The sequence below is a fragment of the Bradyrhizobium sp. 21 genome (assembly GCF_023073335.1).
In the GTDB taxonomy this organism is placed as follows: domain Bacteria; phylum Pseudomonadota; class Alphaproteobacteria; order Rhizobiales; family Xanthobacteraceae; genus Bradyrhizobium.
This window is the reverse complement of sequence record NZ_JADPJG010000014.1, coordinates 22,304-34,110: the sequence shown is the minus strand read 5'-3', so window position 1 is coordinate 34,110 and position 11,807 is coordinate 22,304. Positions and strand designations below refer to the sequence as shown.

Sequence of the window (11,807 nt, the reverse complement as noted above, 5' to 3'; positions counted from 1 at the left end):
GAGGTCGAACGGGAGTGGCTGGCTCGTCTGCTGGCGAGCCGCTACGCGCTCCCGCAAGTCACGCCGGGAGCGGCGGCCAAGACCTGACGGCGGTCAGCCCGCCAGCACCTTCGCGATCGCCCGCAGATCCTGCCAGGCCAGCCGCTTGTAGGACGGCGAGCGCAGCAGATAGGCCGGATGGAAGGTCGGCAGCGCGCGGATGGTGCGCCCGCCGGTCTCGTAGTCGAACCAGCGCCCGCGGGTGCGCATGATGCCTTCGCGCGTCGACAGCAGCGTCTGCGTCGAGGGATTGCCCAGCGTCACCAGCACGTCGGGATTCACGAGCTCGATCTGGCGCTGGATGAAGGGCAGGCAGATCTGCGTCTCTTGCGGCGTCGGCGTGCGGTTGCCGGGCGGCCGCCAGGGGATCACGTTGGCGATGTAGGCAGTGGTGCGGTTGAGGCCTATGGCGCCTATCATCAGATCGAGAAGCTTGCCGCTGCGCCCGACGAAGGGCAATCCCTCGATGTCCTCGTCGCGTCCAGGCGCCTCGCCGACGAACATGATGCGCGCCTGTGGATTGCCGTCGGCGAATACCAATCGTGTCGCCGTGTGCTTCAGCGCGCAGCCTTCGAAATTTTGCATCAACTCGCGCAGCGCCTCCAGCGTCGGCGCGGTGCGCGCGGCCTCGCGCGCGGAGGCGATCGCGACCTCTGGCGCAGGTGCAGCCTCGCCGCGCATGACCGCGGGCGCTGCGACAGGGCGCGGCGCCTCGACCGGAGGTGCCGCGCGCGGAGCCGGAGCATCCAATTCCGCCAGGCGGTCGATCGGTTCCTCAGTGAGCGCGCAATCGACTCCGGCCTCCAGATAGAAGGCGAGAAGCTCTCGGACTGTGGGTGCGGGATCTGGGATCATTGGAAAGTCTGACTATTAGTCCAGTTTAGACTGCCTTGTATCCCAGCGAAACGCATTTCCTAGGTTGTCCTACCCGGAAAAATCGGAAACAAGAGGGCGCAATCGACCAAGGACCGTCTCAAGGGCTGAGATCAGATGAGCATCGAAGAACTTCCCCCGCGCGAATCCATGGAATTTGACGTCGTCATCGTCGGCGCTGGCCCCTCGGGCCTGGCCGCGGCGATCCGGCTGAAGCAGATCAATGCCGATCTCAATGTCGTCGTGGTTGAAAAGGGCTCCGAGGTCGGCGCGCATATTCTCTCAGGTGCCGTGATCGATCCGGCCGGGCTCGACAAGCTGATCCCGGACTGGCGCGAGGATTCCGATTGCCCGCTGCAAACGCACGTGAAGGACGACCGCTTCTTCTGGATGACGGCCGGCGGAGCGATCAAGCTGCCGAACTTCATGATGCCGCCGCTGATGGATAATCATCGCTGCTATATCGGCTCGCTCGGCAATGTCTGCCGTTGGCTGGCGCGCAAGGCCGAGGCGCTCGGCGTCGAGATCTATCCGGGCTTTGCCGCCGCCGAAGTGCTCTATGACGACAACGGCGCGGTGCGCGGCATCGCCACCGGCGACATGGGCATCGGCCGGGACGGCAAGCCGAAGGACTCCTTTACCCGTGGTATGGAATTGCTGGGCAAGTACACGCTGTTCGCGGAAGGCGCCCGCGGCAGCCTGACCAAGCAGTTGATCGCGAAGTTCGCGCTGGACGCCAACAGCGAGCCGGCGAAGTTCGGCATCGGTCTCAAGGAAGTCTGGCAGATCGATCCCGCCAAGCACCAGAAGGGCATGATCCAGCATTCGTTCGGCTGGCCGCTCGATCTGAAGACCGGCGGCGGCTCGTTCCTCTATCACTACGACGACAATCTCGTTGCCGTCGGCTTCGTGGTGCATCTCAATTACGACGATCCGTATCTGTCGCCATTCGACGAGTTCCAGCGCTTCAAGACGCATCCTTCGATCCGTGGCACGTTCGAGGGCGCCAAGCGGCTCGCCTATGGCGCCCGCGCCATCACCGAGGGCGGCTATCAGTCGGTGCCGAAGCTGACCTTCCCCGGCGGCGCGCTGGTCGGCTGCGCGGCCGGCTTCGTCAACGTTCCCCGCATCAAGGGCGTGCACAATGCGATGGGCACGGGCATGCTTGCCGCCGAGCATGTCGCGGCGGCGCTCGCCGCCGATCGCGCCAATGACGAGATCGTCGACTACGAGAACGCCTGGCGCTCCTCTTCGGTCGGCAAGGATTTGTTCCTGGTCCGCAACGTCAAGCCGCTGTGGTCGAAATTCGGCACCGTGCTCGGCGTCGCGCTGGGCGGCTTCGACATGTGGTGCAACACGCTGTTCGGCGGCTCGCTGTTCGGCACCCAGTCGCACGCCAAGCCCGATCGCGCCACCCTCGATCCGGCCAAGCAGCATGCACCGAAAAACTACCCGAAGCCCGACGGGAAGATCTCCTTCGACAAGCTGTCGTCGGTGTTCATGTCCAACACCAATCATGAGGAGGACCAGCCGGTCCATCTCAAGGTCGCGGACATGAACCTGCAGAAGACCTCGGAGCACGACGTGTTCGCCGGTCCCTCGAATCGCTATTGCCCGGCCGGCGTCTATGAGTGGGTGGAGGAGGGTTCGAGCCCGCGCTTCCAGATCAATGCCCAGAATTGCGTCCACTGCAAAACCTGCGACGTGAAGGACCCCAACGGCAACATCACCTGGGTTCCCCCGGAGGGCGGCGGCGGCCCGAACTACGAGGCGATGTAAACCGGGACACTTGGACGAGGGCGATCAAGCCGGGGCCGCTGCGACGTGACCCAGGTCTTGTGACGCACGTTCGCGTGAGAACCGGGCGGCGATTGCGGTCCTTGGCCACGATAAGGCCATACTAGCAGCGTCTTGGGGCACTCCCGCTCGGTTCATTTGGCCGATTTGGGGCGCGCGGAGGGGAATCGGCCGGCCCGAATCCTTGCGGTGAAGCGCCAAAAGCGGCATTGTCGGCCTGACGGTTCCGGGTCCCGATGCCACCGGCCGCGTTCGCATGCGATACGGCCTTTTGCTGCATACCCAGGCACTACCAACTCAAGGCGAGCCCTGATGCTTTCAAATCGTTTCAACCGCTGGACTGTTGCTGCCATCGCCCTCATGGGCACAGCGATCGCGGTGGTCCCCGGCGCGGTCCTGGCGCAGACGCCGGATCATCCGTCCGACACGGCGGCGCAGTTTCCGACCCGAAACGACCTGAAGGCGCTGACCACCTCCGGCAGTTATCTCGCCGCCCGCCACGCCAGCGTCGAGCGCGACGCGGCCTCCGCCGCCGCGTTCTACCGCTCCGCTCTGCGCGCCGATCCGAAGAACAACGAACTGCTCGACCGCGCCTTCATTTCGTCGGTCGCCGACGGTGACATCGACGAGGCCGTCAAGCTGGCCGAGCGCATCCTCACCATCGACAAGACCAACCGCGTTGCGCGCCTCGTCGTCGGCGTACATGATCTCAAGTTCAAGAAGTACGCGACCGCGCAGACCAACATCAACCAGTCGATCCGCGGCCCGATCACCGATCTCGTCGCCACGCTGCTGTCGGGCTGGGCCGCCTATGGTGCCGGCGATGCCAAGGGCGGGGTCGCCACCATCGACAAGCTGGCTGGCCCGGAATGGTATCCGTTGTTCAAGGATCTCCATGCCGGCATGATCCTCGAGCTCTCCGGCAAGGAGAAGGACGCGGGCGTCCGGTTCGAGCGCGCCTACAAGCTCGACGATTCCATGCTGCGCATCACCGAGGCCTATGCGCGCTGGCTGTCGCGCAACAAGGACTCGGCCGCCGCGACCACCGTCTACCAGGCGTTCGACAAGAAGCTTGCCCGCCATCCGTTGATCGTGGAAGGCCTGCGCGACACCAAGGCCGGTAAGAAGATGCCGCCGCTGGCCGATTCCGCGCAAGCCGGCGCCGCCGAAGCACTCTACGGCATCGGCGCCACGCTGACCCGCCGCGGCGGCGAGGATCTGGCGCTGGTCTATCTCCAGCTCTCGCTCTACCTCCAGCCGACCCATCCGCTGGCGCTGCTCTCGCTCGCCGATCTCTATGAATCGGTGAAGCGGCCACAGATGGCGATCAAGGTTTATGAGCGGGTGCCGTCGTCCTCACCGTTGAAGCGCAACGCCCAGATCCAGCTCGCCATTGATCTCGATTCCGCCGACCGCACCGACGAGGCGATTAAGATTCTCAAGGGTGTCACGTCAGAGGATTCCAAGGACCTCGAAGCCATCATGGCGCTCGGCAATATCGAGCGCGGCCGCAAGAAGTTCGGCGAATGCGGCGCGACCTATTCGCAAGGCGTCGATGTGCTGCCGGCCGGCAACGACAAGGCCAACAGCGTCTGGTACTATTATCGCGGAATCTGCGAGGAGCGCTCCAAGCAGTGGGGCAAGGCCGAGACCGACATGAAGAAGGCGCTCGAGCTGCAGCCCGACCAGCCGCACGTCCTCAACTATCTCGGCTATTCCTGGATCGACCAGGGCGTCAATCTCGACGAGGGCATGAAGATGATCAAGCGCGCCGTCGAGCAGCGTCCCGACGACGGCTACATCGTCGACTCTCTCGGCTGGGCCTATTATCGCATCGGCAATTACGAGGAGGCGGTGAAGAACCTCGAGCGCGCGATCGACCTCAAGCCCGAAGATCCCACCATCAACGACCATCTTGGCGACGCCTATTGGCGCGTCGGCCGCACGCTGGAAGCCAAGTTCCAATGGGCACACGCCCGCGATCTCAAGCCCGAGGCGGATGAGCTTCCGAAGATCGAGGCCAAGATCGCCAACGGCATGACCGAGGAGAATTCGAATTCCTCGGCTGCACAGGCGGAGAAGAAGAAGGACGACGGCAAGGGCGGTTGAGGTTTCGTTTGGGGGCTGGTCGCCAATGTCGGCGTTGATTGAAGAAGGACGCGCGAAGGTCAATCTGAGCCTTCGCGTGGTCGGCCGTCGTGCCGACGGCTATCATGATCTCGAAAGCGTGGTCGCCTTTGCCGACTGCGCGGACCGGCTCACCCTGGAGCCCGGCGGCGAGCTGAAGCTCACCACCACGGGGCCGCTCGCGGCGGCCTGTGGCGATATGGCCGACAACCTCGTGTTCCGGGCGGCCAAGCTCCTGGCCGAAGCCGTGCCGGACCTGAAGCTGGGCGCCTTCGCGCTCGACAAGGTGCTCCCCGTCGCGGCCGGCATCGGCGGAGGCTCGGCCGACGCCGCCGCGGGGCTGCGGCTGCTGGCGCGTCTCAACAACCTGTCGCTCGACGATCCGCGTTTGCAGAAGGTTGCGCTTGCGACCGGTGCCGACGTGCCGGTGTGCCTGTTCTCGCGCGCCTGCGACATGACCGGTGTCGGCGAGCAATTGCTGCCCTTGATGCTGCCGAGCATGCCCTGCGTGATGGTCAACCCGCGCGTGCCGGTCGCGACGAAGGACGTGTTCCAGGCGCTGGGCCTGCGCAACGGCGAACTCTTGGTCGGCGCCACCTCCGTTCTCGACGCTCCGGCCTGGCCGGACGAGGGCGCCTCCATTGCCGCTTGGGTCGATGTTCTCGAAACCGTCCCCAACGATCTCGAAGTCCCTGCGATGCGCATCGAGCCTGTTATCGGCGGCGTGCTGGAAGCCTTGCGCGACTCCGCAGGCGTCAAGCTCGCCCGCATGTCCGGCTCGGGTGCGACCTGCTTTGCAATCCATGGCGCGTCCGCCGAGGCGCACGCCGCCGCCGAAAAGATCCGGCGCGACCACCCCGGCTGGTGGGTGCATGCGGGGACGTTGAGTTAGGTTTCCGCGGGGACGTCCTTGCACTCTCTCGCCTGTCGTTGCGCTCACGCAGGCTACGGGCTGGACCTTCGCCAGCGACGGTGCCTTCATCCGCGCAACTCATGTCAGCGGAGGGCCTCCGTGGAACATCGTGGCATCAGTTTCTCGATCGTCGAAATAGAACAAGTGGGAACGCTTCGCTTTGCCCGGCCTACGACGGCTGAGCTAGCCTGCGACTTCATCCGCAAGCGCGAGAAATTTTTGGATCGCACCGAGCACCTCTTGCGGCTTGTCATGCTGCAGCCAGTGTCCGGCCTCGGCTATGGTCTCGACGCGCGCCTGCGGGAAGTAGCGTTCCAGGCCTGCCGCCCTGGCGCCGGCGAGAAAGCTTTCGCCGGCATTCAACAGCAGCGTGGGGCAGGCGATGCGCGACCACAGCGCGACGTGATCGTCGGGCCAGAGCCGGTGCGGCGCGCTGGCGCGCTGGTAGGGGTCGAATTTCCAGCTATAGGTGCCGTCGTCGTTTTTTCGCGACCCGTGGGTTGCAAGATGCAGCGCGAGGTCGCGGGACAGCCGCTTGTTGTGAAGCACCATCTGCGCCGCCGCATCCTTGAGGGTCGAATAGCGGCGCGGCGTGCGGTCGTGCAGCCTGTCGAGTTGCCCGACCCATTTGCTGATGCGCTCATGCGCCGGCGGTTTTGGCGTATCCGGCAGCATCGTCACGCCGTCGAGCACGACCAGCTTCGAGACCAGTTCGGGGAACGACCCTGAAAAGATCAGGCTCACCATGCCGCCCATGGAATGGCCGATGAGAGTGATTTGAGGCGCTGCGATCGCGCGCACGAGCTGGGCGAGATCGTAGACATACTCGGTCAGCGCGTAACTGCCGCCCTTGGTCCAGTCGGAATCGCCGTGACCGCGCAAATCGGGCGCGATCACATGAAAATGTGGCTGCAGCGACCGGGCGATGACGTCCCAGCTCCGGCAGTGATCGCGGCCACCATGGACGAGGATCGCGACCGGCGCGCCCTCATTGCCCCAGTCGGCATAATGCAGCCGCAGGCCGTGCGACTCATAGAAGCGGCTTTGCGGGGGGCTATCCATTTGCCGGTCGCCGCGCCAGCGCGAGCGAGAGGCCGAGGCCCGCGATGAAGACGCCGGAGCCCTGGGCCAGACGCCGCATCAGATGCGGCCGTCCGATCAGCTGCGTGCGTGTCGCGGAGGCCATCAGCACCACCACGACATCGGCGAGCGTGTTCAGCGTCACCGAGATCGCACCCAACATGATGAATTGCAGCGTTGGGTTCGATCCCGCCGGGTCGAGGAACTGCGGAATGAAGGCGAGGAAGAACGCGGCGGTCTTCGGGTTCAGCGCCTCGACCAGCACGCCGTCGCGCAAGGCGCGCTTGTCGCCGACGGGCTCGCTCTCCAGCGGCAACGGGCGGCCGGCGCTGCGAAACGTCTTGATGCCGAGCCAGACCAGATAGAGCGCGCCGACGAATTTCACGGCGGCAAATAGCTCGGCGCTGGCAAGGATGATCGCGGAGATGCCGAGGCTGCCGGCCACCACGTGAACCAGCCCGCCCAGCGCCGTGCCTGTGGTCGAGGCGAAACCGCTGGCGCGCCCCTCAGACAAGGTCCGCGCCGCGACATAGAAAATGCCGGGGCCGGGAACGGCGGCAATGAGACAGGCTGCGGCCAGGAACAGCCAGAAATTCGTTTCGATCATCCTGTTTTCGTAGCGCAGCGTGCCGCGATTGCAAGGTCTCTGGCGCAAAGGCCTGTCGTTTAGCCCATCCGGCGGAAGATCGCGCTGGCATTCACCCCGCCGAAACCAAAGCCGTTGGAGATGGCATGCTGCATCGGCATCGGCCGGGCGCTGCCTGAGACGATATCGATGCCTTCAGCACCCGGATCAGGGTTTTCGAGATTGAGCGTCGGCGGCGCGATCTGGTCGCGCAGGGCAAGGACGGTGAAGATCGCTTCCAGCCCGCCGGCCGCGCCGAGCAGATGGCCGGTGGCCGATTTGGTCGCGCTCACGGCAATGCCGCGGTTGCGGCCGAACAGCGCGCCGATGGCGCCAAGCTCGCTCTCGTCGCCGGCCGGCGTCGACGTCGCATGCGCGTTGAGGTGCTGCAAATCCCCGGGCGCAAGCTTCGCCTGCCGGAGCGCGATCTCCATGGCGCGGCGGGCGCCGTCGCCGTCGGGCGGGCCCGAGGTCATGTGATAGGCGTCCGCGGTCGTGCCGTAGCCGACGATCTCCGCGATCGGTGTCGCGCCGCGCGCGAGCGCATGTTCCAGTTCCTCGATCACCAGAATGCCGGCGCCTTCGCCCATGACAAAACCGTCGCGGTCGCGATCGAACGGGCGCGAGGCGCGCGCGGGTTCGTCGTTGAAAGAGCTCGACAGCGCGCGGGCCGCCGCGAAGCCGCCGATACTGACGATGTCGATGCAGGCCTCCGCGCCGCCGCAGATCGCGACATCGGCTTCGCCGGCGCGGATCATGCGCGCGGCATCGCCGATCGCCTGGACACCGGCCGCGCACGCCGTGACCGGCGTGCCCAGCGCACCCCTGTAGCCGTATTTGATCGAGACGTGGCCCGCGGCGAGATTGGCGAGGAACGAGGGGATCGTGAATGGCGACAGCCGGCGCGCGCCGCGCTGCTCGGTGATGCGTACTGCTTCAGCCATCGCCGGAAAGCCGCCGACACCGGAGGCGATGATCGTCGCGGTCCGTTCCTGAGCCGCCGCGTCCTGCGGCGTCCATTTGGCCTGCGCGACCGCTTCTGCGGTCGCGAGCAGCGCGAACAGGATGAAGCGGTCCATCTTGCGCTGGTCTTTTGGCGCGGCGGCCTGCGCGGGATCGAAACCGCCGTCCGCGTCATCGGCCTTGTCGGGCACGAGGCCTGCGATGCGGGCCGGCAACGCCTGTGACCATTCCGGCAGCGGGCGCAGCCCGCTTTGGCCGGCGAGCAGCCGGCGCCAAGACAGTTCGACACCGCAGCCAAGCGGCGACACCGCGCCCATTCCCGTCACGACGATACGACGCATGTCAGTCTCCAGCCGGCGCGATGGCCGGGTTCATGGCCTTGAGCGAGGTGAGCCGCTTCCGCATCCCGCGGCTGGCGCGGGGGCCTGCGATGACGACCGCATTCGCGAGCGTGATCGGCCGCATGTCGGCAGCGTCGACCACGATCGGATCGAACGGACGAATATCGTCGCGGTTCGCCAGCAAAATGGCTTCGCCCTTCGGCGCGAGGTGCTTGTTGCCCCAGGCGAGCAGCGCGACGATCACGGGGAAGAAATCCCGCGCCTTGTCCGTCAGGACATATTCATAACGCGGCGGCCGCTCGTGATAGCGGCGGCGAATGAACATGCCGCTCTCGGTGAGATGGGCAAGCCGCCGCGACAGGATGTTCGGCGCGATCCCGAGGCTCTGCGAAAATTCGTCGAACTTCGTCGCGCCCTGGAACGCATCCCGCAGGATCAAAATGCTCCACCATTCGCCGACCGTTTCAACGGCGCGGCCGACCGGGCATTCGAGGATGGAGGGGGATTTGGGCTGCATGGTGGGAAGGTAGGTGAGTGACTTGCAGAATGCAAGTCACCGGGGTGAGCGGCTCCTCTGCGCTCGCAATGACGGGGGGGGAGCCGCGCACACCAATTCAATCCGTCACACTGAGGCGTGCCGGAGCGCAGCGGGGGCCTCGAAAGGCGACGGCCGGATGCATCTCGGCCGTGCATCCTTCGAGGCTCGTTGCGCGAGCGCCTCAGGATGACGGGATCAAGAGCGGTGCGAAATCGATGGAAGCTTAAGCCCGTCGCCTAATGCGACCGTGCCAGACAGAACGCCACCACCTGCTCCAGCGCGCTCTTCATCGGCGAGGACGGGAACAGCGCCAGCGCATCGACCGCCATGGCGCCGTAGTGCTGGGCGCGGCTCCGCGTGTCTTCGAGCGCGCGATGCTTGTTCATCAACCCGATGGCGTGGTCGAGATCGGAATCGCCGATCTCGCCGCGCTCGAGCGCCTTGATCCAGAAGGCGCGCTCGGTGTCGTTGCCGCGGCGGAAGGCGAGCACGACGGGCAGCGTGATCTTGCCCTCGCGGAAATCATCGCCGGTGTTCTTGCCGAGTTTTGCACTTTTGCCGCCATAGTCGAGCACGTCATCGACGAGCTGGAAGGCGATGCCGAGGTTCATGCCGACCGAGCGGCAGGCGGTCTGCTCCGCCTTCGGACGGTTGGCGATCACGGGGCCGACCTCGCAGGCGGCCGCAAACAGCTCGGCGGTCTTGCCGCGGATCACGGCGAGATATTCGTCCTCGGTGGTCGCGGTGTTCTTGGCGGCTGCGAGCTGCATCACCTCGCCCTCCGCGATGGTGGCGGCGGCCGCGGAGAGGATGTCGAGCGCGCGGAGCGAGCCGACCTCGACCATCATGCGAAAAGCCTGGCCGAGCAGGAAGTCGCCGACCAGCACGCTCGCCTCATTGCCCCAGAGCATGCGCGCCGAGAGCTTGCCGCGGCGCATCTCGCTCTCGTCGACCACGTCGTCGTGAAGGAGGGTGGCGGTATGCATGAACTCGACGCTGGCGGCGAGCTTGATGTGGCCGTCGCCGGTGTAGCCGGCGAGGTTGGCCATGGCCAGCGTCAGCATCGGCCGCAGGCGTTTGCCCCCGGAGGAGATCAGATGGTTGGCGACCTCGGGGATCATGGTGACGTCGGAGCCGGTCCGCGACAGGATCGTGGCGTTGACGCGCTCCATGTCACCGGCGAGAAGGGCAACCAGCTCTTCGATCGACGCGCCGGGAGTTTCGAAAGGTACGATGACGGCCACGCCGGTCTCCAATATTTGCCCCGGAGGGGCTATTCTGATGCAAAGACAATAGAAACTGGACAGGGATGCGGCAAGGGCCGTGGAACCATTGACATTGCCCCTTAACCCCCGTCACGCAGGAGGCCTGTGTTTTGCGCGAACTGGTTCGGACCAACGATATGGTACTGGTGTCGGCGATCGGCGCGCTGCTCGACGGCGCCAACATCCATCATCTGGTGCTGGACCAGAACATGAGCATCATCGAGGGCTCGCTGGGCATCCTGCCGCGGCGGATCCTGGTCCATGAGGACGACGCCCGGGAGGCCCGGCAGCTCCTGACCGAGGCCGGCCTCAGCCACGAACTGCGCGGCGATGATTGAGATCCTGACAGACATCACCGAGGACGCCTTTCTCGGCGGGCAGTTGCGGCTGAAGCAAAGGCGGTCCGGCCATCGCGCCGGGCATGACGCCGTCCTGCTCGCGGCGGCGACGGAGGCACGGGCGGGCGACCGGGTGGTCGATCTCGGCGCCGGCATCGGCACGGCCGGGCTGGCGCTCGCCCGGCGCGTTGCCGGTCTCAGGCTCAGCCTGGTCGAGATCGATCCGGAGCTGGTGGGGCTCGCGCGCGCCAATGCGGCGGCGAACGCGATCGCCGCCGAGACGATCGTGCTCGACGTCACGGCCGACGCGCAGGCGTTCGCGGCAATCGGGCTGTTGCCCGACAGCGTCGACGCGGTGCTGATGAACCCGCCCTTCAACGATCCCGCTCGGCATCGCGGCTCGCCGGACCAGATGCGACACACCGCGCATGTGGCGACGGACGAGACGCTGGATGCGTGGGTGCATGCGGCGCGGCGCATCCTCCGATCGAATGGCGCGCTCACTTTGATTTGGCGTGCGGATGGGATAGCGGATGTCTTGGCAGCGCTATCACGCGGCTTCGGCAGCCTGTCGATCCTGCCGGTTCACGGCGAGGCGGGACGGCCTGCGATCCGCGTGCTGGTGCGCGCGGTCAAAGGCGGCCGGGCTCCGACGCGATTGCTGCCGGGCCTCATGCTCAACGAAGAGTCACGCGTGCCTAAAAAAGAGGTGATGGATATTCTGGAGGGAAGGGCGGTTCTACCCCTGGTGGAGCCGTGATGACCTATTGCGGAAGCGATTCCGACTGCTGTTCCTGCGGGGTCGTCAGGCGGATCGCCATGAACAGCGCACCGACAAGCAGCATCAGCAGATAGATCTTCATGGCATTTCCTCCGCTGCTTCATTGCAGCTTCCCAACGAGGAATCT

The 11,807-nt window shown here is 65.6% G+C and carries 11 protein-coding genes; 5 read left to right on the top strand and 6 right to left on the bottom strand.

Annotated features, from left to right (window positions below; translation table 11 throughout):
* Positions 1–93 precede the first annotated feature (93 nt).
* Positions 94–894, bottom strand: a complete 801-nt coding sequence (locus IVB31_RS15905) for a uracil-DNA glycosylase (protein ID WP_247323825.1) — start codon at positions 892–894, stop codon at positions 94–96.
* Positions 895–1,029: 135 nt separating this feature from the next.
* Here IVB31_RS15905 and IVB31_RS15900 point away from each other — a divergent pair, with 135 nt between their 5' ends.
* From IVB31_RS15900 to IVB31_RS15890, 3 genes are all read left to right on the top strand, one after another.
* The gene (locus tag IVB31_RS15900) at positions 1,030–2,691 is read left to right on the top strand and encodes an electron transfer flavoprotein-ubiquinone oxidoreductase (protein ID WP_247323823.1); all 1,662 of its coding nucleotides are present in this window, start codon (positions 1,030–1,032) and stop codon (positions 2,689–2,691) included.
* Positions 2,692–3,021: 330 nt separating this feature from the next.
* Positions 3,022–4,818: a tetratricopeptide repeat protein gene (locus IVB31_RS15895; RefSeq protein WP_247323821.1), complete on the top strand. Its 1,797-nt coding sequence runs from the start codon at positions 3,022–3,024 to the stop codon at positions 4,816–4,818.
* A 25-nt stretch (positions 4,819–4,843) separates the two neighbouring features.
* A complete protein-coding gene (locus IVB31_RS15890) occupies positions 4,844–5,728 on the top strand; it encodes a 4-(cytidine 5'-diphospho)-2-C-methyl-D-erythritol kinase (RefSeq protein WP_247323818.1) in 885 nt (294 codons plus the stop codon).
* Between the two features lie 204 nt (positions 5,729–5,932).
* Here the strand turns inward: IVB31_RS15890 and IVB31_RS15885 are convergent, their stop codons facing one another.
* From IVB31_RS15885 to IVB31_RS15865, 5 genes are all read right to left on the bottom strand, one after another.
* Positions 5,933–6,811, bottom strand: coding sequence for an alpha/beta hydrolase (locus tag IVB31_RS15885; protein ID WP_247323816.1), 879 nt, complete (start codon positions 6,809–6,811; stop codon positions 5,933–5,935).
* On the bottom strand, positions 6,804–7,436 hold the full coding sequence (locus tag IVB31_RS15880) for a LysE family translocator (RefSeq protein WP_247323814.1): 633 nt from the start codon (positions 7,434–7,436) through the stop codon (positions 6,804–6,806). The genes IVB31_RS15885 and IVB31_RS15880 overlap by 8 nt, the downstream gene beginning before the upstream one ends.
* 59 nt (positions 7,437–7,495) lie before the next feature.
* On the bottom strand, positions 7,496–8,758 hold the full coding sequence (gene fabF / locus IVB31_RS15875; protein ID WP_247323813.1) for a beta-ketoacyl-ACP synthase II: 1,263 nt from the start codon (positions 8,756–8,758) through the stop codon (positions 7,496–7,498).
* A gap of 1 nt (position 8,759) precedes the next feature.
* The gene (locus IVB31_RS15870; RefSeq protein WP_247323811.1) at positions 8,760–9,275 is read right to left on the bottom strand and encodes a helix-turn-helix domain-containing protein; all 516 of its coding nucleotides are present in this window, start codon (positions 9,273–9,275) and stop codon (positions 8,760–8,762) included.
* A 257-nt stretch (positions 9,276–9,532) separates the two neighbouring features.
* Positions 9,533–10,540, bottom strand: a complete 1,008-nt coding sequence (locus IVB31_RS15865; protein ID WP_247323809.1) for a polyprenyl synthetase family protein — start codon at positions 10,538–10,540, stop codon at positions 9,533–9,535.
* A gap of 131 nt (positions 10,541–10,671) precedes the next feature.
* Here IVB31_RS15865 and IVB31_RS15860 point away from each other — a divergent pair, with 131 nt between their 5' ends.
* Positions 10,672–10,899: a DUF2007 domain-containing protein gene (locus IVB31_RS15860; RefSeq protein WP_247323807.1), complete on the top strand. Its 228-nt coding sequence runs from the start codon at positions 10,672–10,674 to the stop codon at positions 10,897–10,899.
* Positions 10,892–11,659 carry a methyltransferase gene (locus IVB31_RS15855; RefSeq protein ID WP_247323805.1) on the top strand — a complete coding sequence of 256 codons (768 nt, stop codon included), beginning with the start codon at positions 10,892–10,894 and terminating at the stop codon, positions 11,657–11,659. The genes IVB31_RS15860 and IVB31_RS15855 overlap by 8 nt, the downstream gene beginning before the upstream one ends.
* The last annotated feature ends 148 nt before the right edge of the window (positions 11,660–11,807 follow it).